General features: G+C 60.6%; 23 protein-coding genes. 10 read left to right on the plus strand and 13 right to left on the minus strand.

Annotated elements, in window-relative coordinates:
• Positions 1–438 precede the first annotated feature (438 nt).
• From B5F19_RS08050 to B5F19_RS08070, 5 genes are all read right to left on the minus strand, one after another.
• Entirely contained in the window at positions 439–960 is a 522-nt protein-coding gene (locus B5F19_RS08050; protein ID WP_087289588.1) for a peptidylprolyl isomerase, read from the minus strand.
• A gap of 52 nt (positions 961–1,012) precedes the next feature.
• The gene (smpB, locus tag B5F19_RS08055) at positions 1,013–1,486 is read right to left on the minus strand and encodes an SsrA-binding protein SmpB (protein WP_087289640.1); all 474 of its coding nucleotides are present in this window, start codon (positions 1,484–1,486) and stop codon (positions 1,013–1,015) included.
• A gap of 99 nt (positions 1,487–1,585) precedes the next feature.
• A complete protein-coding gene (locus B5F19_RS08060) occupies positions 1,586–2,392 on the minus strand; it encodes an NYN domain-containing protein (RefSeq protein WP_087289589.1) in 807 nt (268 codons plus the stop codon).
• On the minus strand, positions 2,385–3,140 hold the full coding sequence (locus B5F19_RS08065; RefSeq protein WP_087289590.1) for an NTP transferase domain-containing protein: 756 nt from the start codon (positions 3,138–3,140) through the stop codon (positions 2,385–2,387). Before B5F19_RS08065 ends, B5F19_RS08060 begins: the two co-directional genes overlap by 8 nt.
• Positions 3,141–3,142: 2 nt before the next feature.
• Positions 3,143–3,829, minus strand: coding sequence for a thiamine diphosphokinase (locus B5F19_RS08070; RefSeq protein WP_242972739.1), 687 nt, complete (start codon positions 3,827–3,829; stop codon positions 3,143–3,145).
• Positions 3,830–4,177: 348 nt separating this feature from the next.
• On the opposite strand from B5F19_RS08070, the gene B5F19_RS08075 reads away from it, so the two are divergent.
• Positions 4,178–5,314, plus strand: a complete 1,137-nt coding sequence (locus tag B5F19_RS08075; RefSeq protein WP_242972740.1) for a cysteine desulfurase family protein — start codon at positions 4,178–4,180, stop codon at positions 5,312–5,314.
• A 73-nt stretch (positions 5,315–5,387) separates the two neighbouring features.
• On the plus strand, positions 5,388–6,230 hold the full coding sequence (locus B5F19_RS08080; RefSeq protein ID WP_087289592.1) for an MBL fold metallo-hydrolase: 843 nt from the start codon (positions 5,388–5,390) through the stop codon (positions 6,228–6,230).
• 184 nt (positions 6,231–6,414) lie between these two features.
• On the opposite strand, the gene B5F19_RS08085 is transcribed toward B5F19_RS08080, so the two are convergent.
• The 3 genes from B5F19_RS08085 to B5F19_RS08095 all read right to left on the minus strand — a co-directional run bounded on the left by B5F19_RS08085 (position 6,415) and on the right by B5F19_RS08095 (position 10,069).
• Positions 6,415–7,575, minus strand: coding sequence for a DHHW family protein (locus tag B5F19_RS08085; protein WP_087289593.1), 1,161 nt, complete (start codon positions 7,573–7,575; stop codon positions 6,415–6,417).
• A 15-nt stretch (positions 7,576–7,590) separates the two neighbouring features.
• Positions 7,591–8,994, minus strand: coding sequence for an MBOAT family O-acyltransferase (locus B5F19_RS08090; RefSeq protein ID WP_087289594.1), 1,404 nt, complete (start codon positions 8,992–8,994; stop codon positions 7,591–7,593).
• 88 nt (positions 8,995–9,082) lie between these two features.
• On the minus strand, positions 9,083–10,069 hold the full coding sequence (locus B5F19_RS08095) for an Ig-like domain-containing protein (RefSeq protein WP_087289595.1): 987 nt from the start codon (positions 10,067–10,069) through the stop codon (positions 9,083–9,085).
• Positions 10,070–10,399: 330 nt separating this feature from the next.
• Between B5F19_RS08095 and B5F19_RS08100 the strand changes: the two genes are divergently transcribed.
• The 3 genes from B5F19_RS08100 to B5F19_RS08110 all read left to right on the plus strand — a co-directional run bounded on the left by B5F19_RS08100 (position 10,400) and on the right by B5F19_RS08110 (position 12,986).
• Positions 10,400–10,774 (plus strand): metalloregulator ArsR/SmtB family transcription factor, encoded by a 375-nt coding sequence (locus B5F19_RS08100; RefSeq protein WP_140394187.1) that lies wholly within the window; start codon positions 10,400–10,402, stop codon positions 10,772–10,774.
• 68 nt (positions 10,775–10,842) lie between these two features.
• Positions 10,843–11,064, plus strand: coding sequence for a cation transporter (locus tag B5F19_RS08105; RefSeq protein ID WP_087289597.1), 222 nt, complete (start codon positions 10,843–10,845; stop codon positions 11,062–11,064).
• 56 nt (positions 11,065–11,120) lie between these two features.
• Positions 11,121–12,986, plus strand: coding sequence for a heavy metal translocating P-type ATPase (locus tag B5F19_RS08110; RefSeq protein WP_087289598.1), 1,866 nt, complete (start codon positions 11,121–11,123; stop codon positions 12,984–12,986).
• A 513-nt stretch (positions 12,987–13,499) separates the two neighbouring features.
• Here B5F19_RS08110 and B5F19_RS08115 read toward each other — a convergent pair.
• The 4 genes from B5F19_RS08115 to B5F19_RS17475 form a co-directional block, all read right to left on the minus strand.
• Positions 13,500–14,174 (minus strand): response regulator transcription factor, encoded by a 675-nt coding sequence (locus tag B5F19_RS08115; protein ID WP_087289599.1) that lies wholly within the window; start codon positions 14,172–14,174, stop codon positions 13,500–13,502.
• A gap of 36 nt (positions 14,175–14,210) precedes the next feature.
• The gene (locus B5F19_RS08120; protein ID WP_087289600.1) at positions 14,211–15,194 is read right to left on the minus strand and encodes a WYL domain-containing protein; all 984 of its coding nucleotides are present in this window, start codon (positions 15,192–15,194) and stop codon (positions 14,211–14,213) included.
• A 73-nt stretch (positions 15,195–15,267) separates the two neighbouring features.
• Positions 15,268–15,600 carry an ArsC family transcriptional regulator gene (locus tag B5F19_RS08125; RefSeq protein ID WP_087289601.1) on the minus strand — a complete coding sequence of 111 codons (333 nt, stop codon included), beginning with the start codon at positions 15,598–15,600 and terminating at the stop codon, positions 15,268–15,270.
• The gene (locus tag B5F19_RS17475) at positions 15,563–15,721 is read right to left on the minus strand and encodes a hypothetical protein (RefSeq protein ID WP_162612546.1); all 159 of its coding nucleotides are present in this window, start codon (positions 15,719–15,721) and stop codon (positions 15,563–15,565) included. Before B5F19_RS17475 ends, B5F19_RS08125 begins: the two co-directional genes overlap by 38 nt.
• A 496-nt stretch (positions 15,722–16,217) precedes the next feature.
• On the opposite strand from B5F19_RS17475, the gene B5F19_RS08130 reads away from it, so the two are divergent.
• The gene (locus B5F19_RS08130; protein WP_087289602.1) at positions 16,218–17,876 is read left to right on the plus strand and encodes a ribonuclease J; all 1,659 of its coding nucleotides are present in this window, start codon (positions 16,218–16,220) and stop codon (positions 17,874–17,876) included.
• A 576-nt stretch (positions 17,877–18,452) separates the two neighbouring features.
• Here B5F19_RS08130 and B5F19_RS17120 read toward each other — a convergent pair.
• On the minus strand, positions 18,453–18,860 hold the full coding sequence (locus tag B5F19_RS17120) for a hypothetical protein (RefSeq protein ID WP_140394188.1): 408 nt from the start codon (positions 18,858–18,860) through the stop codon (positions 18,453–18,455).
• A gap of 83 nt (positions 18,861–18,943) precedes the next feature.
• On the opposite strand from B5F19_RS17120, the gene B5F19_RS08135 reads away from it, so the two are divergent.
• The 4 genes from B5F19_RS08135 (at position 18,944) to B5F19_RS08150 (ending at position 23,644) form a co-directional block, all read left to right on the plus strand.
• The gene (locus B5F19_RS08135; RefSeq protein WP_204248308.1) at positions 18,944–20,122 is read left to right on the plus strand and encodes a cation diffusion facilitator family transporter; all 1,179 of its coding nucleotides are present in this window, start codon (positions 18,944–18,946) and stop codon (positions 20,120–20,122) included.
• Positions 20,123–20,211: 89 nt separating this feature from the next.
• Entirely contained in the window at positions 20,212–20,913 is a 702-nt protein-coding gene (locus B5F19_RS08140) for a response regulator transcription factor (RefSeq protein WP_087289603.1), read from the plus strand.
• A gap of 20 nt (positions 20,914–20,933) precedes the next feature.
• Complete coding sequence (locus B5F19_RS08145; RefSeq protein WP_087289604.1) at positions 20,934–22,385, plus strand: HAMP domain-containing sensor histidine kinase; 1,452 nt, start codon at positions 20,934–20,936, stop codon at positions 22,383–22,385.
• Between the two features lie 41 nt (positions 22,386–22,426).
• Positions 22,427–23,644, plus strand: coding sequence for a trypsin-like peptidase domain-containing protein (locus tag B5F19_RS08150; RefSeq protein WP_087289605.1), 1,218 nt, complete (start codon positions 22,427–22,429; stop codon positions 23,642–23,644).
• Positions 23,645–23,802 lie beyond the last annotated feature (158 nt).

A 23,802-nucleotide genomic window follows, 5' to 3' on the forward strand; every position in this document is an offset into this window, starting at 1 on the left:
CCTCCTCTCCAAATCGAACCCGCTTGCGCTGGGCTTCGATTTGGTTAGCGGCTTCGCCGCCGCATGCGGGAGAATTTTTTGCAAAGTCCGCTCGGCTCCGTTTCCGCCTAGCGGCGAAAACTACGCCCGCTCCCTTGCTCCTCCTCTCCAAATCGAACCCGCTTGCGCTGGGCTTCGATTTGGTTGGCGGCTTCGCCGCCGCATGCGGGAGAATTTTTTGCAAAGTCCGCTCGGCTCCGTTTCCGCCTGGCGGCGAAAACTACGCCCGCTCCCTTGCTCCTCCTCTCCAAATCGAACCCGCTTGCGCTGGGCTTCGATTTGGCTGGCGGCTTCGCCGCCGTTTGGGAGAAAAACGTCCTGGCTTGGGAAAATTAAAAAGTTGGGACCGTACCGACGCGCAAACGCGCGCCGGTACGGGAGACGCTTACTCGGGAAAAATCAGACCTTCTCCGGCTCGGGGTAGTCCACGCCGAAGGTGTCCACAGTGACCTTCTTCATGCGCTGGGGCTGGCGGGGCTTGTCGTTCCAGTCCCGCTTGGCGGAGACGATGGCGTCGGCCACCTCCATGCCCTCGATGACCTTGCCGAAGGCGGCGTACTGGCCGTCCAGGTGGGGAGCCTTCTCCACCATGACGAAGAACTGGCTGCCGGCGGAGTCGGGGGCCATGGTGCGGGCCATGGACAGCACGCCCCGGTCGTGGACCAGATCGTTCTGGAAGCCGTTCCCGGTGAACTCCCCTTTGATGGAGTAGCCGGGGCCGCCCATGCCGGTGCCGTCGGGACAGCCGCCCTGAATCATGAAGCCGGGGATGACCCGGTGGAAGATCAAACCGTCGTAGTAGCCCTTCTGGACCAGGCTGATGAAATTGTTGACCGTGTTGGGCGCCACATCGGGGTAGAGCTCCGCCTTCATGACGCCGCCGTCCTCCATCTCAATGGTGACGATGGGATTCTGTGCCATGGGAAACACTCCTTTTCTACGGGCGGCCGCGCCGCCCGGCTCAGATTTTCAGTTAATACCGGCTGTTCCGGGACTTCATGGCCCGGTCCATTTCCCGCTTGGCGTCCTTCCGGGCCGCCGTCTCCCGCTTGTCATAGAGCTTCTTGCCCTTGGCCAGGCCGATCTCCAGCTTGACCCGGGGGCCGCGGAAGTAGATGGACAGGGGGATGAGGGAGTACCCGTCCTGCTTGATGCGGGCGAAGAGTTTTAAGATCTCCCGCTTGTGCATCAGGAGCCGCCGCTGGCGCAGAGGGTCCTTGTTGAAGATGTTGCCCTTCTCATAGGGACTGATGTGCATGCCGATGACAGACATCTGCCCGTCCTTGACGATGCAGAAGGAGTCCTTCAGGTTCACATGCCCCTGGCGGATGGACTTGACCTCGGTGCCCGCCAGCTCGATGCCGGCCTCATATTTCTCCTCAATGAAGTAATCGTGGTGGGCCTTGCTGTTCTTGGCCACGATCTTGATGCCCTTGCTCTCAGCCACGGCGGACACCCCCTCTCCTCTGTGCCGTTTTGCGGTATTGTACCCCCATTGGGGTGTTCAGTATAACACAATGCGGGGGAAAAAACAAGGGGGAGGGGGTCACTCCCGGTCCCGTTGGGTGTCCCGGACGAAGTATTCGGAGTTGTCGGTGCCCTCGGTCTTCCAGTCGAAGCGGCCCAGGGCGCGGATCAGCTTGGACAGCTTGGAGAAACCGTAGTTCCGTGGGTCAAAGTCGGGCTGCTTTTTCAGCAGCAGGTTGCCCAGCTTGCCCATGTGGGCGTAGCCGTCCTCTCCGCACACGTCCTCCACCGACTCGGCGATGAGTTCGGCGATGTCGTCGGGGATGCCGGAGTTGTTGGCGGCGCTCTTTTTGCTCTCCTTTTTGGAGGCGTGCTTCTGGGCCTTGGCGTCCGCTTTGGACGGCTCATCCTCGGACTGCTGTGCGGCGGCCTGTTTGGCGGCGGCCCGGATGACCTCGATATAGACGAACTTGTCGCAGGCCACGATGAAGGGCTTGGGGGTTTTCTTTTCCCCCATGCCGTACACCTTCATCCCCGCCTCCCGCAGGCGGATGGCCAGGCGGGTGAAGTCGGAGTCGCTGGACACCAGCACAAAGCCGTCGCAGTTGCCCGAGTATAGGATGTCCATGGCGTCGATGATCATGGCCGAGTCGGTGGAGTTCTTCCCGGTGGTGTAGCCGTACTGCTGGATGGGAGTGAGGGCGCACTCCAGCAGGATGGACTTCCAGGAGGCCATGTTGGGGCTGGTCCAGTCCCCGTAGATGCGCTTGATGGTGGGGGTGCCGTACACGGCCACCTCGGCCATCACATCCTTCATGGCGGTGCGGGAGGCGTTGTCCGCGTCGATGAGGACGGCCAATCGGAGATCGTTTTCGTTCTCAGCCACGGCTCACTCCGCCTTTCCGGAGGATGGCCTCCACCTCCTGGAGCTGTTCCACGGTGTTCACCCCCAGCATCTCGTCGGGGGAGCAGGTGTCGCACAGGCCCACCCGGCCCCCGGCCTCCTTGATGAAGGCGGGCACGTCGGTGAGGTAGAGCTCCCCCTGGGCGTTGTCATTTTTCAGCTTGCCCAGCGAGGAGAGCAGCTCGGGCACGTGGAACACATAGGTGCCCGTGTTCACCTCCCGGATCTGCTTCTGCTCCGGGGTGCAGTCCTTGTCCTCCACAATGGCCCGGAAGGAGCCGTCCGCCTCCCGGAGAATGCGGCCGTAGTTGCCCCCCTCGGGCAGGACGGCGGAGAGCAGGGTGCAGGCGTTGCCCTCCCGCAGGTGGGCGTCCGCCAGGGCCTGGAAGGTCTCTTTCTTCATCAGGGGGGCGTCGCCGCAGCAGATGATCACGTGGCCCTGGAAGCCCTCCAGCAGAGGGGCGGCGCACTGGACGGCGTGGCCGGTGCCGTGCTGTTCGGCCTGGACGGCGTGGGGGTACTGGGGATAGGCCTCCAGTACCGCCTCCTTCTTCCAGCCCACCACCAGGATCACGTCCTCCGGCGGCAGAAAGTCCAGGGCGGAGAGCACATAGTGGAGCAGGGGCTTTCCGTCGGCCAGCCGCATCACCTTGGGCAGGTCGATCCCCTCCGTCTGGAGCCGGGTCCCTTTCCCGGCGGCCAGCACCAGGGCTTTTACGGTATGGTCCATGGTCATTCTCCTTCGTGTTGGATTGGCTCCCGGTTCCACAGCTGGGGCAGCAGGCGGTAGAAGTCCCCCTGCTCCCGCCACATGGCCAGCAGGGCGCCCCTGCGGACGGACACCTGGGCGGGCTGCTCCAGAAACTCGTTGCTGACCCCCAGGGGGAAGTCGGCGGAGATGGTGTGGTCGGTGAGCTCGAATTTCAGATTCCGCAGGGTGACCCCCTCCGCCGTTCCGCTCAGGCAGAAGGCGGACCAGAAGCCGGTGAGGCCGGCGGGGAAGGTCATGGTCTCATCCCGGAGAACGGTGGCCACCGTCCCCTCGCCGGCCAGAACGCCCCGGGCCCCCTGGGTGGTGAGCCAGGAGAGGGCCTGGAGGTTGGCCAGGGTGTGCTCCAGACGGCCCCCCACGCCCCCCAGCAGGACGAAGCGGCGGAAGCCCCGGTCCAGGCCCTCCCGCAGGGCGTACACCATGTCGGTGTCGTCCTTGGCCGAGGGGAGCTGGATCACGTTGGGGTGGCTGGGCCGCCGGCCCAGGGAGTCGAAGTCCCCCACCACCAGGTCGGGGGGCACGCCGTAGGCCTCCAGGGCCTCATATCCCTTGTCGGCGGCAATGACAAAGTCCTGTGCCCCCGGGTGGGGACACAGGGACCAGGACAGGGGCATGGCCCCCACTACATAACAGATCGACCGTTCCAAGAGCGGTCACCCCTTTCAATGGCCGGTCCATAGGCACTCCCGGCCCCAAAATCTCTCTGAGCACCATTATAACACAGGTGGGAGGCGTTGTACCAGTGGGGAGGGAAAAATCCCATTAACTTTCTGTATACGGCAGATGCGCCGCCCCGGGGATGTGCGCAAACAGTCGGGGAGTATCTTGCTCCAAAAAGCTTCTGGAATTTGGGCGGACTGCCTTTGACATGCCTGCCCCCGCGCCTTTTTGGGGGCGGCTCCGCCGCCTTGACTTTCCCCCCGGCGGCGCATACAATAAAAGGTATATTAGGGGGATACGCCCCGCCAGAATCCAAATATCCGAGGTGACGGAGTTTGATCCACTATTTTGACAACGCGGCCACCACTCCCGTGCGGCCCGAGGCCGTCCAGGCGGCGGTGGAGGCCATGACGCAGGGGTGGGGGAACCCATCCTCCCGGTACGCCCTGGGGAGCCAGGCGGCGGAGGCGGTGAAGCGCCACCGGGCCCAGGCGGCCGCCGGCCTGGGGTGCCGGCCCGAGGAGCTCTTCTTTACCTCCTGCGGCACCGAGGGGGACAACTGGGCCATCCAGGGGGCGGTGGAACTGGGCCGCCGCACCGGAAAGCACATCATCACCACCGCCTATGAGCACGCCGCCGTGCTGGAACCCTGCAAGGCCCTGGAGCGGCAGGGGTATGAGGTCACCTATCTCCAGCCTGACCGGGCGGGGAATATCTCCCTGGACGACCTGGAGGGGGCCCTGCGGCCGGACACGGTGCTGGTGTCCATGATGCTGGTGAACAACGAGCTGGGCACCGTCCTGCCCGTGGCCCAGGCGGCCAAACTGGTCCATCAGAAGACCAAGGCCCTCGTCCACTGCGACGCGGTCCAGGGCTTCTTGAAGGTGCCCTTCACCCCCAAAGAGCTGGGGGCGGACCTGCTGACGGTGAGCGGGCACAAGATCCACGCTCCCAAGGGGATTGGAGCCCTGTACATCCGCGGCGGCCTGAAGTTCCCGCCCATGATCCGGGGGGGCGGCCAGGAGAGCGGCCTGCGCTCGGGCACCGAGGCCACCGCTCAGATTGCCGCCTTCGCCGCGGCGGTGGAGGCGGGGGCGGCCTCCCTGGAGGGGGATATGGCCCACATGGCCGCCCTGAAGGAGGAGACCCTCCAGCGGCTCACCGCTCAGATCCCCGGTCTGAAGCGGGTGGGGGAGGGGACCGCCCCCCATATTCTGGCGGTCACCTTGCCGGGCTATAAGAGCGAGGTCATCGTCCGGTTCTTGAGCGACCGGGGGATCTGCCTGTCCTCCGGCTCCGCCTGCCACAAGGGGAAGCCCAGCCATGTGTACGCCGCCCTGAAGCTGCCCAAGAAGGAGTTGGACGGGGTTTTGCGCATCAGCTTCTCCTACGACACCACCCTGGAGGACGTTCAGGCCCTGGCCGAGGGCCTGAAGGCCGCCCAGGAGCAGCTCTTTACCAGCCTGTCCTGAGAACCCCCTTCGAGGGGCGGACGGAACTGAATTTCCCCGCTTGCAACAGATGTGAGAAGAGAGGAGCATCCCCATGAAATTTGTGGTTTTGATGGAAAATACGGCCCCGGAGGGGGCCTGCCTCAGCGCGGAGGCCGGACTGGCCCTTTATATCGAGTACCGGGGGCACAAGCTGCTGCTGGACGCGGGCTCCTCGGGAAAATTTGCGGACAACGCCGCCGTCCTGGGGATCGACCTGAGCCAGGTGGAGCTGGCGGTGCTCTCCCACGGGCACTATGACCACTCCGACGGCCTGCGCCGGTTCTTTGCGGTGAATCAGAGGGCCAAGGTGTACGCCCGCACCACGGCGGGCGGCCCCTATTTCTCCACCTCCCAGGGCTCCCCCCGGTTCATCGGGGTCCACCGGGACATCTGGGAGGGGGAGCGGGACCGCTTTGTCCTCTCAGATGCCCTCTCCCAGCCCGTGGAGGGGGTCTGGCTGGTCCCGGAGACCGTCCACGGCGGTCCCTTTGCCAGCCAGGAGACCAATCTGCTGCGGAAGGTGGGCCAGGACCAGTTTGTCCCCGACGACTTCTCCCATGAGCAGTCCCTGGTGCTGGAGGGGGAGCGGGGGCTGGTGGTCTTTAACTCCTGCTCCCACGGGGGCATCGTGAACATCGTCCAGGGGGTGCGGGACCAGCTTCAAAAGCCGGTGTGCGCCGTGGTGGGCGGTCTGCACATGTTCAGCGCCTCCGCCCCCAGCGGCATGAACTGCACCCCGGAGTACGCCCGCGGGGTGGCAGACGCCCTTCTGGAGCAGGGGGTGGAACGGGTCTATACCGGCCACTGCACCGGTCCGGCCGCCTTTGCTGTGCTCAAGGAGCGCCTGGGGGACCGGCTTTGTCCCCTCTCCGCCGGCCTGTCTTATGATCTTTGAAAGGGCGGGCAGCTGTGTTCTTCGGGTGAAAAGAAAGCCGAGGAGCGTTTCGCCAAGCGTTGCTTCGCCTCTGGGAGGAGGGGACGCAGAGGCCTGCTGCGGAGCCCAAAACGCAAAAAAGAGGAGAACCCCACGGGTTCTCCTCAAAAACGATTCCGGCAGGCCGGGGCAAACGGCTTGAATGTTACCGGCCCAGGACAAAGAGCTGATTGTCTTTGGCGGTAAAGTTCGAGATGCTGTAAAGCACGACAATGGAATCGATTTCATTCTGGGCCGCATACTCCTGTACGCTGTTCAGGTTGTATCTGGGATCAAACAGGTGGATCTCCGAAAAATTCTGGGTCAGGAAGGGGGCCAGACTGTCCGCATAGGAGTCCCGGATGACCAGAACTTTGGGGGCGCCGGTGTGCTCCGTCTCGATGACGCACAGGGGCTTGTTGCCCCCTAGGAAGGAGGAGTACTGGTCCTTGACCTTCAGGTAGCTGTCCACATAGAGGCTGCCCGGCTCCGGCGTTCCGTTGGGGTAGGCGGTGACCGTCACGCCCTCGTCCGAGATATACCGGTCGATGTGGTCGGGAGGCAGCCACCGCACACCGGAGGAGGAGAACAGAGTGCCGTAGAAGTCCTCCGACACTGTGACCTTCTGGCTCTCATCCAGGGGGGCGGCCTCCAGCCCCATGGCGTCCATCAGGGCGGTGTAGCCGTAGTAGGCGCCCAGGCTGGTCCAGTGGTGGTCGGTGCGGTAGTAGAGGTCCTCGTCCTTGTGCTGAGCCAGGGCGGAGTACAGATCCACTGTATGGGTCTGGGCCGCGCTGTACAGGCGGTCAATGATGGCTTTCTCGTCGGCGGTGGGGGCCCCCTCCGGAAGCCGGTCGGACCAGATCTCAGCGGCGGAGGGGATGATGCCGAAATACACCGGCACATCCACATTGTCCACCAGAGCATTGACATATCCGACGCGGGTCTGAAGACCCTGCTGAGCGGGGGTGTCCCCCTGCGCGGGAGTATCCTCCCAGGAGGGGGTGTCCACTCGGCTGATGAGGGTGTTCTCCTTGGCAAAGTAGACCCCGTTGTTCTCCTGCTTGCCGGAGAGGCGCTCGCTCCAGGCCTTCAGGGCCACCCAGAAGTCCCGGCCGATGATCTGGTCGTTTACATAGTCCTCGGCGTCCTCCATAAATTTCCCAGTGTCGATGGCTTCCAGGGAGATCTTGGGGGCCTGTTCCAGATTTCGGTTCTCCAACTGGGAAAATGCACGGTCCGGCAGGATCAGACTGCCCAGGAACATTCCGCCGATAAACAGGCAGAAGAGGACCGTAAGAAGTAGGTTGAAGTTGTGCTGTTTCATGGACGATCCTCCTTCTCAGAATCGGAAATACAGGAAGGGATTGTAGGTTCCGTCCACCAGATATCCGGTGCAGATTACCAGCCCCAGGATCACCAGGGCCGCGCAGACGGCCTGGGAGGTTCTGGGGCTCAACTTTCCGTACAGAACCCGGCCCAGATTGGTGGAGGCCACGGCGGCCGCGCATAGGATGGGCAGGTAGCTAGTAAGGTAGTACCCAAAGGTTCCGTCGGCCAGGGGCACGCCGCCCATACCAAACATGACCTTCAGGTAGGCGCCCAGCTGTCCAAAGTCCTCCAGGGCAAAGATGGCCCAGCTCACCAGCACAAAGAACAGTGTGTACACATGCTGGACCGCTTTGGGAAGCTGGGACAGCAGCCGCCCCAGCCACAGCTTTTCCACCAGAAGAAGGACAAAGAAGTACAGGCCCCAAATCACGTAGTTCCAACTGGCCCCGTGCCAGATGCCGGTGGCCGCCCACACCACGAACAGGTTGAAGACCCAGCGGCCCTTGGAGCACCGGTTGCCGCCCAGGGGGATATACAGGTACTCCCGGAACCAGGTGGACAGGGAGATGTGCCACCGCCGCCAGAACTCGGTGATGCTCCGGGAGATATAGGGGTGGTCGAAGTTGGGCAGGAACTCAAAGCCCAGCATGCGCCCCAGCCCCACCGCCATGTCGGAGTAGCCGGAGAAGTCGAAGTAGATCTGGAAGGTAAAGGCCAGCACGCCCAGCCAGGCCCCGGCTACCGTCAGATCGCTGGCGGCCATGGCCTTATAGCTGTCCCACAGCATCCCCACATTGTTGGCAATGAGGATCTTCTTTCCCAGGCCGATCATAAACATCTGCACCCCGGAGCCAAACTTGTCAATGGAGGTGTCCCGCTGGTCGATCTGATCGCCCAGGTCCTTGTACTTGATGATGGGGCCGGCGATGAGCTGGGGGAACAGGGTGACGAAAGTGCCGAAGTTGATGATGTTCCGCTGGGCCCGGGTATCGCCCCGGTACACGTCGATGGTGTAGCTCATGGTCTGGAAGGTATAGAAGGAGATGCCGATGGGCAGGTGGACGCCCAGCACCGGCATGAAGGTCAGACCCAGCGCCTGGAAGGAGGAGGCCAGAAAGTCCCAGTACTTGAAGAACAGCAGCAGGAGCAGGTTAAAGAACATGGAGGAGGCCACCGCCATTTTGGCGTATTTGAGCTGACCCTTCCCCTTAAAATGTTCCACCAGCAGGCCGTGGGTGAAGTCGATGGCGGTGGACAGGAACATGATAACCACGTAGGTCTGCTCTCCCCAGTAATAGAAGATCAGCGAGGAGATCAGAATGACCACGTTGCGCAGCTTCCGGGGGACCAGGTAGTAGACCAGCAGGGTCAGGACCAGAAAATAGAATAGAAAAACCGGGGTGGAAAAGACCATGGGGCGTCCTCCTTGTGTGGATGCAAATTTGCGGGAAAAGGCGGCAGGCTGGACTCAGGCCTGCCGCCTTTTCCCGATCCAGTATTCCTTAAAACAGGGCGTTGAAGTCGCTGACGATGGAGTCGCAGCTCTCGTGGACTACCATCATGATATAGTTGCCGTTGGACACGATGCGGGAGTTGTTCTGCCAGGCGTCGATGGCGCTGGGATACCAGGCGCCGCCCTCCACCTGAGCGTCAATGCGGCTCTGGAGGATGGACTTCACCTTGTCCACGTCGCTGCTGTTGGTGACCTGCACCAGGACGATCTCGCTGGTATTCATGGTCATCATGTTGATGTAGGGCAGGCACTGCTCCGTGGCGATGTCAAACAGTCCGGGGTAGACATTGGCGGCCAGCTCCGCATCGGCCAGCGTAACCATGCCGAACTCATATTTGCCGCTCTCCGTGGTATAAAAAGCGGAAAGATCCACCTGAGCGGGAGCGGGGGTCTCCGGCGTCTCCGGGGTGCTGGAGCTGCCGCTGTTCCCGCCGCTGGAGCTGGAGCCGCCGCCGTTGGAGGGCTTGCTGTCCTCCCAGCGGCACCGGACGATGCAGGTGGCGGTCAGGTCGCCGGCGGTGACCGTGATCTTGGCGGTGCCGGGGGCCACAGCGGTCACCTTGCCGTTCTGGTCCACGGTGGCCACCTTCTCATTGCCGGAGGTGAAGGTGACCTTCTGGCCGGAGGGCTGGACAGTGGCTTTCAGGGTGTGGCTGGAGCCAGCGGAGAACAGGGTGAAGTCGTTGGTGTCCAGGGACAGAGAGGCCTCGGCCTGGGGCTCATCTGTCACCGCATCGCCGGGGGCCTCCTGGGAGGTGCTGCCGTCGGGGGCGGGCTGCTGAGAAGTGGAGCCGTCGGGCAGGGAGGTGTCCGGGGTGGAGGCGTCCGGCTCGGACTGGTCCTCCGTCTGGCTGGAGGAGACGCCTCCGTTGGACTGAGAGGAACTGCTGTCCGACCCGCTTCCCCCAGCGCAGGAGGTCAGCAGGGAGGCGGACAGAGCCAGGGCCAGCAGCAGGGCATAGGTACGACGTTTCATAATTCAAAAACTCCTTTTGTTCCGTGTGTCAAATTCACCGTTTGAATGGGTTTCTGCATGCTTGGACGGCAGAAAACCGGAAAAGTTCCCTCAACTCGGCGAAAAATTTCACCCGGCGGAGCACTTTGGAGCAACCCATAAAAATGTGAAGGCATTCTCCGCAAAATCTGCATTATTATACCAGGATTTTCGGGAAAATACTACCCAGACTTCCACTTAAAATTCTTAAAACTTTTTTACGATTTGGCCTTGACACCGGTACGCATTGGGAGTAGTATTATCTCACAACATATGAACACTTATTCATATATAAAAGTTTGGAGGGAGACCATGAATCAGGACCGCGCACTGTGCTGTGAGGAGACCGAAGTGCATGAGGACGCTGTGGAGCAGGTCCGCAGCCAGCTGCCCCAGGACGAGGTGCTCTACGACCTGGCGGAGCTGTTTAAAATCTTCGGGGACAGCACCCGGGTAAAAATTCTGTACGCTCTGCTGGAGGCGGAGCTGTGCGTGTGCGACATCGCCAAGCTGATGGATGTGAGCCAGTCCGCCGTTTCCCACCAGCTGCGGGTGCTCAAGGGCAGCAAGCTGGTGAAATTCCGCCGGGAGGGCAAGACCCTCTACTACTCTTTGGCCGACGAACACGTCTTTCGTATTTTGAGCCAGGGCATGGAGCATATTCTGGAAGGTCCGGAGACCCCCTGAGCGGGGCCACCGTTTCTTCGACATACATCCGTACAAAGATTCAGTACTTTGAAAAAGGAGCGATTGTGATGAAAAAGACCTTTAAGATGATTGACCTGGACTGCGCCAACTGTGCCGCCAAAATGGAGGCCGCCATCAAGAAAATCGACGGGGTGCAGGACGCCGCGGTCAGCTTTATGACCCAGAAGCTGACCATTCAGGCAGACGACGCCCGCTTTGACGCCGTCGTGCAGGAGGCGGTGAAGGTCTGCAAAAAGGTGGAGCCCGACTGCGAGATCGTGCTGAAATAAGATTTTGCAAAAGACGGGGCCCCCCGTCTTTTTGCGCTCTAAGGAGGAGTGCTCCCATGACAAAGAAGCAAAAAAAGACCCGGACGCGTATTGTAACGGCGCTGGTCCTGTTTTTGGCGCTGGAGCTGGCGGAGCATCTGGCCCCGGATGTTCTCCCCGGCCTGGCGTGGCCGGTGCTGTATCTGATCCCCTATGGGATCGTCGGCTGGGATGTGCTGTGGCGGGCCGTCCGGAACATCAAAAACGGCCAGGTGTTTGACGAGAACTTCCTCATGGCCGTGGCCACGGTGGGGGCCTTCGGCTGCGGGGAGTACCCCGAGGCGGTGGCCGTCATGCTGTTCTACCAGGTGGGCGAGCTGTTTCAGAGCGTGGCGGTGGACCGCAGCCGCAAGTCCATCTCCGCCCTCATGGACATCCGCCCGGACTACGCCAACATAGAGCGGAATGGAGAATTGGTCCAGGTGGACCCGGAGGAGGTCTCGGTGGGCGACGTGATCGTAGTTAAGGCCGGCGAACGGGTCCCCCTGGACGGCACGGTGCTGGAGGGGACCTCCTCTCTGGACACCGCCGCCCTCACCGGCGAGTCCCTGCCCCGGGACGTGCAGGCAGGGGACGAGGTAATCAGCGGCTGCGTCAACCTCACCGGGGTGCTCCATGTGAAGGTGAATAAACCCTTTGGGGAGTCCACCGTGGCAAAGATTCTGGACCTGGTGGAGAACTCCAGCAGCAAGAAGGCCAAGGCGGAGAATTTTATTACCAAATTTGCCCGGTACTACACCCCTGCGGTGGTTTTCGCCGCCCTGGCCCTGGCGGTGCTGCCTCCCCTGCTGGGGATGGGGCCCTGGCTCATGTGGGTACAGCGGGCCCTGAACTTCCTGGTGGTCTCCTGCCCCTGCGCCCTGGTCATCTCCATCCCTCTGTCCTTCTTCGGGGGCATCGGCGGGGCCAGCAAGCAGGGCATTCTGGTGAAGGGCGGCAACTACCTGGAGGCTCTGGCGCAGGCCGGCATTGTGGTCTTTGACAAGACGGGCACCCTCACCAGGGGCACCTTCGAGGTGACCGCCGTACACCCCCAGCAGGTGGGCGAGGGGGAGCTGCTGGAACTGGCCGCCCTGGCGGAGCGGTTCAGCGACCATCCCATCTCCCGGTCCATCCAGGCGGCCTGCCAGCCCGCCCCCGACCCGGCCCGGGTCACCGACGCCAAGGAGATCGCCGGCCACGGCGTCCAGGCGGTGGTGGACGGAAAGGCCGTCCTGGCGGGCAATCAGAAGCTCATGGACCAGTTCCGTATTTCCTTTGAGGATACCTGCCACCATGTGGGCACCATCATCCACGTGGCGGTGGACGGGGTCTATATGGGCCACATCGTCATCTCCGACCAGGTGAAAGAGGGGGCGGAGGAAGCACTCCGGGACCTGAAGGCGGCCGGGGTGCGGAAGACCGTCATGCTTACCGGCGACTCCCAGGCGGTGGGTCAGGCGGTGGCCGGGCAGCTGGGCCTGGACGAGGTCCACGCGGAGCTCCTCCCCGGGGACAAGGTGGACCAGGTGGAGGGGCTTCTCCAGAACAAGGGGCCCAAGGAGCAGCTGGTCTTTGTGGGGGACGGCATCAACGACGCCCCGGTCCTCTCCCGGGCGGACATCGGCGTGGCCATGGGGGCCATGGGCTCCGACGCGGCCATCGAGGCGGCGGACATCGTCCTCATGGACGACGATTTGAAGAAGCTGCCGGTGGCGGTGCGCATCGCCCGCAAGACGTTGCGCATCGTGCGGGAGAACATCGTCTTTGCCCTGGCGGTAAAATTCCTGGTGCTGATCCTGTCGGCGGTGGGCGTGGCCAACATGTGGTGGGCCGTCTTCGCCGACGTGGGCGTGTCCGTCATCGCCATCCTGAACTCCATGCGCATGCTCAACGCCAAATAACCTACTTTCTTTGAAAAAGAAAGTAGGCAAAGAAATTTTGTGCGAAACTGCGTTTCACCTCTGCGTTTTAAGGGACAGGTCCAAGACCTGTCCCTTCAGCTTGTCGAAAAACCTCTGTTCAGATGAATCCGCCCGAGAGTTGGCGGGGGAGCTCGAGGGGGCGGCAGCCCGCCTCGAGTGGGATCGAATGCCCTGAATGCCTTGCAAGGCAAGGCGTTCAGCGAGCGCAGCGAGGACTTTCCCGCCGCACAGCGGCGGGAAAGTAACGGCATTCTTTCAGTCTGTCGGAAAAGTCCTTAGACTTTTTCGACAGACTGAAGGGACAGGTCCAAGACCTGTCCCTTTCTGTATATAAAAGGGGGGAGAAACCCGCAGGTTTCTCCCTCAAAAAATGGCCTTGGCAGGCTTTTGTTAGACCGGCCCCGAAAACAGCAAAAAGAAACCGCCGGAAACCCTTGGCGCGCAAGGCTTCCCGGCGGTAGACCCGGTAGACATTTGGTAGACTCTATGGATTTATTCCTTCTCAAAGCGATATCCCACGCCGCGCAGGGTTACGATGCGGTCGCTATATGGAGCGATTGCATGGCGGACTTGCTTGATATGGGTGTCGAGGGTGCGCGTATCTTCTGGAAGCTCGCCTCCCCAAACAACATCTAAGATCTTTTTGCGGGAAAACACTACATCTGGGTGACCGGCCAACAGAGCCAGCAGATCAAATTCTTTGGGGGTCAGATTGACGGCCTGTCCGTCAACTGTCACGCGCCGGGCGGTGAGGTCAATGGAAATCCCGTTTCGATTTATATACTGAGGACGCATGGAATCCAGAACAGGGCCGCGCTTTAGAATCACTGCAATCCTCAGCATCAGCTCTCTGGGAGAAAATGGTTTGACCATATAATCATCAGCGCCAAGCTCCAGTCCGCGGATTCGATCGGTTTCATCGCCGCACTCCGACAAAATCAGGATCGGAACCTGAGAAAAGCTGCGTATTGTTTGACAAACTGAAAACCCATCCAACTCTGGCAATAAAATTGCCAGAATCACAAAATCAAAGGCATTCTGCCGGCAGAGGGCGACCGCAGTATAGCCATCGCTGGCTTCCGCAACCTCGTATCCCTCCAGACGGGCATGACGGCCGATCTGGCTCCGTACAGCCATGTCACTATCAACAACCAGGATACGCTTCATGGAAGTACCTCCTATCTGTTTTGAGGGGTTGCCCGCCTACGCCTGCTCCAGAGCTGAACGAAGTTTTTGCCGGTAGGCCTCAACTGCCCGGGCGGGGGCCGTCAGAGTGACGTCCGGCTCCAATGCAAAGAGCCACCCGAAAAACTGAGGACTCAGAACCAGAGGAATGCTGACCGTAAAGTGGTCTGAGCCGTCCGGGACCAGAATGACGTCCAGCCCAAAGCGGTCCAATACCACGCTGGCCATGGAACTCTTTGCCCTCAGAGTGACGGTCATCTCCTCTCCGCTGTACATTCCAAAGTGTTTCTGACCATAGGCGGCGATGTCAAAGGCCGGATATTCATCTGTTCCCTCCCGAGGCAGGCGTGTAACGGTGATTTCTGCCATTTTGTCCACGCGGTAGTGGCGCATTTGGCAATGCTCGCTGTCATAAGCCACCAAATAGTAGTTATCATTGTTCCAGATCAATCCATAGGGAGAGACGGTGTACCGGCTGCCGTTTCGCCGAAATACCTTCTGCCGGTACATGTTGTAGTCAAAATATTGAAAGGTGATGGCGCGTTTGGAGGCAATGGCGGCGTGGAGCTTATCCACGTTATAATAGATGCTCTCATTCATGACCTTGACCCGGCCGCTGACAAAGACCTGCCGCTGAAGCTGGCGGGCCTGATGCACGCTGGCCAATCGCTCCAGCTTTCGGATCAGCGCGTTGCTCTTACGGCGGGTGATGAACCGGGAGGACTGAACCGCATCCACCAGCAGCTTCAGTTCCGGGAGCTCAAAGTCCCGGCTGCCCACAAACCAACCCGGGGAGCGTCCCTTCCGGCACTGAACGTCTACTCCGAATCGTGCCAAGGCGCCCAAATCGTCATAAATACTCTTTCGCTCCGCCTGGATGCCGTACCGCGCCAGCTGGGCAATCAGCTCCTGGACAGACAGCGGATGTTCTTCATCTGTCTGCTCCATCAGAATCCGGCACAGATACAGGAGCTTCAGCTTTTGATTGGCGCTTCGTGCCATGGGGACTGCCTCCTTCCGCCTGCCGTCAACCCGATGACCCGCTCACTGCGAGAGCGGAGGAAAACCAGTTTACTCAGGACCAGGTTTCCCAGATCTGAGGACAGTAGCCCACAGTCGCCTGCTTTCCATTGCGGACGATGGGGGCGATGAGAAGTGAGGGGTCTTCAAACAGGTGGTCCAGCTTGGCCTGGTCGGAGGCCAAATAGGAGAGCATCACCGCGTCCGGATGCTTGGGGTCGATCATCGCCTCCAGGCCCACAGCCTGACGGACGCTGGCCAGTTCTCCCCGGCTCATGCCGTACCGCCTGACATCCACTGATTGGAACTTGATGCGGCGCTCTTTGAACCAGCGCTCGGCTTTTTTGGTATCAAAGCTCTTCGAGGTTCCAAAAATTTGAATATTCATGCCATTGCCCGTTGGAAGAAACCCGGCGGGAGGGCGGTGGCGAAATCTGCCGGCTGGCTCCAACAGCCCGCATTTCAACAGACAGCGGCTGAAATTGCCGCGCAGGATTGTGCTCTTCCATGGGACTCCCTCCCTTCAATCCGTATTTTTCCATAAAAAGTATACCATATTTTGCATGTGGGGACAAGAGGTGATTCAAGAATATGTGTATTTCTATGGAACCCCGGTTTGATGGACAAACTTTTGCAGTTTCCTATGAAAAGGTATACAGACAAAGAAAACTGTGGTATAATACCATTGATTTGATATCCAGAAGCGGCGGATAGACTCTGCCGTACAATTGGATTTATACGCGGGATGCCGGGCGGGACAAGCCCCTCCGCGTTTAAATAGCCGCACAGATCTCAACCGGTAGAAAAACAGACCGGAACGGAGGTGCGGGGCACAGTACAAGAGGACACCGGAGGGCGAAAAGCCGCTACCGACCCACAGCGAGGCAGGGCTGCGGGCAGGGGCCTTTTCGCCTGGTTGTCGTGCGGCCGCACGGCGTCTTGTCTCGTGTTTTCTGGTACGAAATGAATTATGATTGAGAAAATAGACTGAGAAAGGAAACAGATATGGCAGAAAAATTGAAAATCATATCGCTGGGAGGCCTGAATGAGATCGGGAAAAACCTGACCGTCTATGAGTACGGGAACGACATCGTGGTCGTGGACTGCGGAATGGGGTTCCCGGATGACGATATGTACGGCATCGACGTGGTCATTCCGGATGTGAGCTATCTGATCAAAAACCAGAGCAAGATCCGGGGCATCTTTATCACCCACGGCCACGAGGACCACATCGGAGCCATCCCCTATGTGCTGCGGTCCATCAACGCCCCCATTTACGCCACCCGCATGAGCGCGGGCCTGATCCAGCTGAAGCTGGAGGAGCACCACCTGGTGTCCAAGACCAAGATGATCACCTGCGAAGCGGGGGATGTGATCCAGGCGGGCAAGTTCTCCGTGGAGTTCATCCACGTGAACCACTCTATCGCCGACGCGGTGGCCTTTGCCATCAAGTGTCCGGTGGGCACCATCGTCCACACCGGAGACTTCAAGATCGACACCACCCCCATCCAGGGCGGGATGATCGACCTGGCCCGCTTCGGCGCCCTGGGACAGGAGGGGGTGCTGGCTCTGCTGGCCGACTCCACCAACGTGGAGCGCCCGGGCTACACCCGCAGCGAGAGCAGCGTGGGCAACTCCTTCGACGCCCTGTTCAAGGGCTGCCAAGACCGGATCATCGTCACCACCTTCGCCTCCAACGTGGACCGGCTGCAGCAGATCATCAACGTAGCCGCCCGGTACGGCCGCAAGGTGGCGGTCACCGGCCGGTCCATGGAGAACGCCATGAAGGTGTCCACCGAGCTGGGCTATATGAAGATTCCCGACGGGGTGCTCATGGACCTGACCCAGATCAAGTCCCTGCCCAAGCATAAAGTTTGTATTATCACCACCGGCAGCCAGGGGGAGACCATGTCGGCGCTCTCCCGGATGGCCTTCTCCACCCACCGGCAGGTGGACATCCAGCCGGGGGACAAGGTCATCATCTCCGCCTCCACCATTCCCGGCAACGAGAACGCCATGGGCAACGTGATCAACGAGCTCTACCGGAAGGGAGCCGAGGTGGTCAATGAACGGACTTTGCCCCTCCATGTGTCCGGTCACGCCTGCCAGGAGGAGCTGAAGATCATCCACGGCCTGGTGAAGCCCAAGTTCTTCATCCCCGTCCACGGGGAACAGCGCCATCTGAAGATCCACGCCAAGCTGGCCCAGGAGATGGGGATGGCCCCCAACCACATCATCATCAGCGACATCGGCCGGGTGATCGAGCTCACCCCCAAGACCTGCAAGCTGGGGGGCACCGTCACTGCGGGCAAGGTGTTCGTGGACGGCTCCGGCGTGGGCGACGTGGGCAGCGTGGTGCTGCGGGACCGCCGCCACCTGGCCCAGGACGGCATGGTGGTCGTGGTGGTCTCCATGTCCGGGGAGGACGGGGCTTTGGTCTCCGGCCCGGACATCATCACCCGGGGCTTTGTGTACGTGAAGGAGTCCGAGGGCCTGATGGACGAGCTGCGCCAGGTGGCGCTGGACGCCATTCTGGACGTGGACACCCGGTACGCCACCGACTGGTCCGCCATCAAGCAGTCCATCAAAGGCGATTTGTCCAACTACCTGTATAAAAAGACCAAGCGCTCCCCCATGATTCTCCCGGTCATTATGGAAGTGTAAGGGAAAACCGTTGCTTCTCTGATTTAATGTGCCGCAGGGCGTGACAGACAGGAAAGGAACGTTTTTTGGCTCGGTTCCAATTTTTGGGCATTGGCCGGTCTTGATTATCATTTAGCCCCAAATCAGAGGAAACCGCCGCTTGTCAGAGCGGCGGTTTCCGTATGTTATGAGGAGCGCTGCCGGAAAGGCTCCGGGGTACAGAGCAATGCGTACTCGTTTGGCCACGTTTTCAGAGAAGCAAAGCCAATGCCGCCTTGACATGAGACGGCGTGTTTTGTAAGGAGCGCCCCGCCGTCTGCGAGCACACACGGCGCATCCCCGCACCGTATTCGCAGACGGTTGGGCCTATACGAAAGGGAACAGGACTGATAATACAGGGGAGAAGCGCGGGTTCAGACAAAGCGCCTTTCCCTGCGCTTCTTCCTGGAAAAGCAAGCGGCCCCGGCAGTGAGCCGGGGCCGCTTGCTTCAGCTTGTCAAAAACCTTTGTTGAGATGAATCCGCTCAAGTTGGGGCGGGGGAGCTCGAGGGGGGCAGCAGCCCGCCTCGAGTGGGATCAAATGCCCCGGAATCCTTGCTATGCAAGGATTCCGGCAAGCGAAGCGCGGACTTTTGCGCCGCGGTGCGGCGTAAAAGTAACGGCATTTTTCAGGCTGTCGGAAAAGTCCAAGGACTTTTCCGACAGCCGAAAGCAAGCGGCCCCGGCAGTGAGCCGGGGCCGCTTGCTTGTGTGTGTTGTAAAGGAGAGGGAGAAATGGGAGATATCGATTTCTTCTGGGTACGGTCTTATCATAACCGGAAAATAAGGCAAAACCGTGTCCGTATTATGAACTTTCTGTAAATCATCTCTCATTTTTGCCCCATCTTTCCCGCAAAAAATCGATGAAACGGGCCGCTTTTCGAACTTTAATGAAATATTAAAACTTTTTTCAGCTTTTCTTAAGATGCTTTCGAAAAGCATCTGCGGCAATACTTGACGGAACAAAGGGAGGCGTGCCATAATAAAATGATATGAAAATGAAAATCTTGGGGCCGGACCATCCGGCCCAACAGGGGAGGAACTTACCTTTGATCCAAGCATTGATCCAGCGGTGGCTGGCCGGTCAGGACCCCAGCGCGCCGGAGGCGCGGCAGAAATGCGGCGCCCGGGCGGGAATGGTAGGCATTCTGCTCAACACCCTGCTGTGTCTGGGCAAGTTGGCCGCCGGGATGCTCACCGGTTCGGTGGCCATCGTGGCGGACGCTCTGAACAACCTGTCGGATGCGGCCTCATCGGTGATTACGCTGGTGGGATTCCGGCTGGCGGGACAGGCCGCCGACGAGGAGCACCCCTTCGGCCACGGGCGAATGGAGTACCTGACCGGGCTCGTGGTGTCCATGGCCATTCTGCTCATGGGCTTTGAACTGGGAAAGAGCTCCGTGGAAAAGCTGATCCACCCGGAGGAACTGGACTTCTCCTGGCTGGCCGCGGCCATTCTGGCGGCGGCCGTCCTGGTCAAGCTGTGGATGTACCACTTCAACCGTGCCGTCGGCCGGGCCATCTCCTCCCAGGCGGTGGAGGCCACCGCCGCTGACAGCCTCTCTGACGCGGCCGCTACGGCAGTTGTGCTGGCGGCCACCCTCATCGGCCACTTTTTTCATCTGCAGATCGACGGCCTTGCGGGGCTGCTGGTAGCGGCCTTCATTTTAAAGACCGGCTGGGAGGCCGCCAAGGATACCCTGGACCCCCTCCTGGGCCGCCCCATGGACCCGGAACTGGCCCGGGACATCGACAAGCTGGTGGTCTCCCACCCCAACATCCTGGGCATCCACGACCTGGTGTACCACGACTACGGCCCTGGCCGGGCCATGATGTCCTTCCACGCGGAGGTGCCTGCCGACGCGGACCTGCTGGAGATGCACGACATCATCGACCACATCGAGCGGGAGCTGAAGGAGAAGCACCACATTGAGACGGTGATCCACATGGACCCGGTGGTCAACGACGAGCGCACCGCCGCCCTGCGGGCCCAGGTGGAGCAGCTGGCCCACGAGATTGACCCGGTGCTGTCCATCCACGACCTGCGCATCACCGCCGGCCCCCGCCACACCAATGTGCTCTTTGACGTGATGGTGCCCTACGGCTTCCGCCTCACCGACAGCCAGGTAAGGGGCGAGCTGAGCCGGGGCGTGAAGAAGCTCTCGGAGAAATACACCGCGGTCATCGAGGTGGACCACTCCTATGTGGAGCAGCGGGAGCACTCCTGACGCGGATATTTACAAATTATTCACCCCACCCGGGCATAGGACCGGTATAATAACAATTAAGAAACGCTTTACGAAACGGAGGGGTTTTTATGGCCCAGAAGGTACTGATCGTAGAGGACGACGGAAATATCGCCGAACTGCTCCACCTCTACCTGGAAAAAGAGGGCTTTGAGACCAAGGTGGCCAAGGACGGCGGCAAGGGCGTGGAGTATTTCCGCTCCTTTCAGCCCGATCTGGTGCTGCTGGACATTATGCTGCCCATCATGGACGGCTGGACGGTCCTGAAAAAAATCCGGGAGGAGGGCAGCACCCCGGTTATCATGCTCACCGCCAAGGGGGAGACCGAGGACAAGGTCACCGGCCTGGAGGGGGGCGCCGACGACTATATTGTCAAGCCCTTTGAGATGAAGGAGGTCCTGGCCCGCATCCATGCAGTGCTCCGCCGCACCGGCCAGGAGGAGGAGCAGGGGGAGAAGAAGCTGTCCTTTGACAAGCTGGTCATCAATCTGGACTCCTACGAGCTGCTGGTGGACGGCAAGCGGGTGGACACGCCCCCCAAGGAACTGGAGCTGCTCTACCATCTGGCCGCCTCCCCCAACCGGGTCTTCACCCGCAACCAGCTGCTGGACGAGGTGTGGGGCTTTGACTACTTCGGGGACTCCCGCACGGTGGACGTACACATCAAGCGCCTGCGGGAGAAGCTGGAGGGCGTCAGCGACCAGTGGAGGCTGAAGACGGTGTGGGGCGTGGGCTATAAATTCGAGGTCTCCCCCGCCAATGGCGCAGGCTGACCGCATTGGGAGGTGTTCCCGTGAAAAGTCTGTATAAACGGGAGCTGGCCATGATGGTGGGGATCGTGACCCTGTCCTTTACCCTGCTGTCCACGGCATTCATGCTGCTTTCCTACCGCTATATCATCTCCGAGACCCGGGACCGTCTGGAGCGGAACGCGGGCTATATCGCCTCCGCCACCGGGAACTATCTCCAGAATTTCAACAGCTGGAATATATTTGACAGTCGTGCGGACACCTGGATTCTCTATCAGACAACTATGGAGACGGTGTCCTCTGTCTCCGACGCCTCGGTCATTGTAGCCAGTACCCAGGGTGAGATCCTGTACGCCAGCGACGAGGGGATGTACAGCAAACAGATCCCCCAGCAGATTGTGGACCAGATTTTGGAGGCGGGGAACTATGCCGGCCTCACCAATTTAAACGGCATCTATGGGAGCAACCGGTATATTGCCGGTCTTCCGGTCCAGGTTCAGCTGGACAACCCCAACTTATTGGTCAATGTCGGGGTGGTTCTGGTTTCAGGCGATACCAGCGGACTGTCTGAGATGTGGCGCTCCACGGCTACCATTTTCTTCTTCGCCGCGGTGGTTGTCCTGCTCATTGCCGTCATCGCCAGTTCCATTACCTCCGCCCACCAGACCCGCCCCCTCACCGAGATGGCGGAGGCCGCCCGGAAATTCGGGCGGGGCGAGTTCGACGTGCGGGTGAACAACTACAAGGACCGGTGCGACGAGATCGGGGAGCTGGCCGAGGCCTTCAACTCCATGGCCAACTCCCTGGCCAAGGTGGAGAGCCAGCGGGCGGAGTTTATTGCCAACGTCTCCCACGAGCTGAAAACCCCCATGACCACCATCGCCGGTTTTGCAGAGGGCATTCTGGACGGGACGATTCCGCCGGAGAAGGAGCGGGACGCTCTGAACGTGGTGGTGTCCGAGACCCGGCGTCTCTCCCGCCTGGTGCGGCGGATGCTGGACCTGTCCCGGCTCAATGCCCTGACAGAGACGGTCACCGCCCAGGAACAGTTCGATATTATCGAAATCATGTCCCGGGTGCTGATCAGCCTGGAGGGACGGATCAACGACCGCGGCCTGGATGTGGACGCCCAGTTCCCGGAGGACCCGGTGATGGTCTGGGGCGATCCGGACGCGGTGACACAGGTGTGCTACAACCTGCTGGATAACGCGGCAAAGTTCGCCGCCCAGGGGACGGCCATTACGGTCCAGATCACCAAAAAGGACGGCAAAGCCTATATCGCCGTGCGGAATCTGGGCGCTACCATCCCCTCGGATGAACTGCCTCTGCTGTTCGAACGATTCCACAAGGCGGACTCCTCCCGCAGCGTGGACCGGGACGGCGTGGGGCTTGGCCTGTATATTGTCAAGACGATCCTGGGCAACCTGAAAGAGAATATCACGGTCACAAGCGAGGATGGCGTGACGCAGTTCACCTTCACCCTGACCTTGGCCTGATTGAATTTCCGTCCGGTCCGCCGGACAGAAGGGAGTGCGCTATGCGCGAACCGTCAAACGACCTTTGGACCGGCGGTCCCTGGGAACAGCCGTCCCCCTCGTTTCCAACGCCGCCCGCGGTGGTCATTCCATCCCGCCGCGCTCCGCTTCTGCGGCCCAAACGCCGCTGGAAGCGCAGAAGGCGGCCGCTCTTTCCCTTTCTAACCCTGTTCGTACTGGTGGTGAGCCTGACGGTTGGGACAGTGGCGGTGCGCTACCTGTGGCCCCAGGAATCAGAGACAGATCCCGGAATCATTGCCACCAGCAGCCAGCAGGACCCCTTTGCCGCACTGGAGCGGGCGGAGACGGGAACCGGCGTGACCGTAACCATCTCTCCCGCGCCGGAGGAGACGCTGACTGCAACGGAGATCTATCAGAAGTGCGTTCCCTCCATCGTCTCTCTCTGGGCGGAAGGTGACGGCACCTCCAGTACCGGAACCGGAATCGTCATGAGCGCGGACGGCTATCTGCTCACAAATGCCCATGTGGTGGCTAACAGCCTGCGGGTCTACGCCGCCTTTCACGATGACACCATTCTGGAGGCCAAGCTGGTGGGGGCGGACGCAGACGCCGATGTAGCGGTGCTGAAGGTGGACGCTCATGGCCTGAGCCCCGCAGAATTCGGCGACTCGGACCAGCTTCTGTGCGGAGACATGGTGGTGGCCATCGGAGACCCGCTGGGCTACCGGACTTCCATCACCCAGGGCATCGTCTCCGCGCTGAATCGGATCGTCAATGTGGACGGCGTCGATATGGAAGTCATTCAGACCAGCGCGCCCATCAACTTCGGCAACTCCGGCGGCGCCCTTATCAACGACCACGGCCAGGTGGTGGGCATCACCACCATGAAAATTGTGGCCGAAGATAACACTGTGGAGGGGCTTGGATTTGCCATCCCCATGACCAATGTCAAGGAGACGGCGGATTGGCTCATCGCAGGGCAGCCCGCTCTGGGCTTTACCGTGGACTCCAGCGACGGCACGCTCCGGGTGTCCCAGGTGGAGCAAAACAGCAACGCCTATGCCGCCGGCCTCCGCATTGACGACCGGGTAACCGCTTTGAACGGCACTGAAGTCAGCACCATTGCGGAGCTGAAACAGGCCAAAGCTGATGTACTCCCGGGAGATATTGTCTCTCTCCAGATCCTGCGCGGCGGCGAGACGCTTACCATCTCTTTTGAGGTACAAACTGAATCGGACTTTCCAAACCGGGAGCGGTAAAGGCTCAATTCCCCTCCTCTTTCTTCCACAGACGGCCAAATGCATGCCAGGATCACTTTTCGTGGGGGAAAACCTGCGGTTTTCTCCCCCCTGCCTCTTTTTTGCTTTGGACCGTTCCGGCAAAACCGAACAGAGACAAAATCCCCCCTGATGCAGGA

The organism is Pseudoflavonifractor sp. An184, assembly GCF_002160305.1.
GTDB lineage: Bacteria > Bacillota > Clostridia > Oscillospirales > Oscillospiraceae > Lawsonibacter > Lawsonibacter pullicola.

What these genes read in the sequence shown, in the direction of transcription:
- B5F19_RS08050 (WP_087289588.1), bottom strand. Translation starts at nt 960, where the DNA reads ATGGCACAGAATCCCATCGTCACCATTGAGATGGAGGACGGCGGCGTC.
- B5F19_RS08065 (WP_087289590.1), bottom strand. Translation starts at nt 3,140, where the DNA reads ATGGACCATACCGTAAAAGCCCTGGTGCTGGCCGCCGGGAAAGGGACC.
- B5F19_RS08080 (WP_087289592.1), top strand. Translation starts at nt 5,388, where the DNA reads ATGAAATTTGTGGTTTTGATGGAAAATACGGCCCCGGAGGGGGCCTGC.
- B5F19_RS08085 (WP_087289593.1), bottom strand. Translation starts at nt 7,575, where the DNA reads ATGAAACAGCACAACTTCAACCTACTTCTTACGGTCCTCTTCTGCCTG.
- B5F19_RS08090 (WP_087289594.1), bottom strand. Translation starts at nt 8,994, where the DNA reads ATGGTCTTTTCCACCCCGGTTTTTCTATTCTATTTTCTGGTCCTGACC.
- B5F19_RS08095 (WP_087289595.1), bottom strand. Translation starts at nt 10,069, where the DNA reads ATGAAACGTCGTACCTATGCCCTGCTGCTGGCCCTGGCTCTGTCCGCC.
- B5F19_RS08100 (WP_140394187.1), top strand. Translation starts at nt 10,400, where the DNA reads ATGAATCAGGACCGCGCACTGTGCTGTGAGGAGACCGAAGTGCATGAG.
- B5F19_RS08105 (WP_087289597.1), top strand. Translation starts at nt 10,843, where the DNA reads ATGAAAAAGACCTTTAAGATGATTGACCTGGACTGCGCCAACTGTGCC.
- B5F19_RS08110 (WP_087289598.1), top strand. Translation starts at nt 11,121, where the DNA reads ATGACAAAGAAGCAAAAAAAGACCCGGACGCGTATTGTAACGGCGCTG.
- B5F19_RS08115 (WP_087289599.1), bottom strand. Translation starts at nt 14,174, where the DNA reads ATGAAGCGTATCCTGGTTGTTGATAGTGACATGGCTGTACGGAGCCAG.
- B5F19_RS08120 (WP_087289600.1), bottom strand. Translation starts at nt 15,194, where the DNA reads ATGGCACGAAGCGCCAATCAAAAGCTGAAGCTCCTGTATCTGTGCCGG.
- B5F19_RS08125 (WP_087289601.1), bottom strand. Translation starts at nt 15,600, where the DNA reads ATGAATATTCAAATTTTTGGAACCTCGAAGAGCTTTGATACCAAAAAA.
- B5F19_RS17475 (WP_162612546.1), bottom strand. Translation starts at nt 15,721, where the DNA reads ATGGAAGAGCACAATCCTGCGCGGCAATTTCAGCCGCTGTCTGTTGAA.
- B5F19_RS08130 (WP_087289602.1), top strand. Translation starts at nt 16,218, where the DNA reads ATGGCAGAAAAATTGAAAATCATATCGCTGGGAGGCCTGAATGAGATC.
- B5F19_RS08140 (WP_087289603.1), top strand. Translation starts at nt 20,212, where the DNA reads ATGGCCCAGAAGGTACTGATCGTAGAGGACGACGGAAATATCGCCGAA.
- B5F19_RS08150 (WP_087289605.1), top strand. Translation starts at nt 22,427, where the DNA reads ATGCGCGAACCGTCAAACGACCTTTGGACCGGCGGTCCCTGGGAACAG.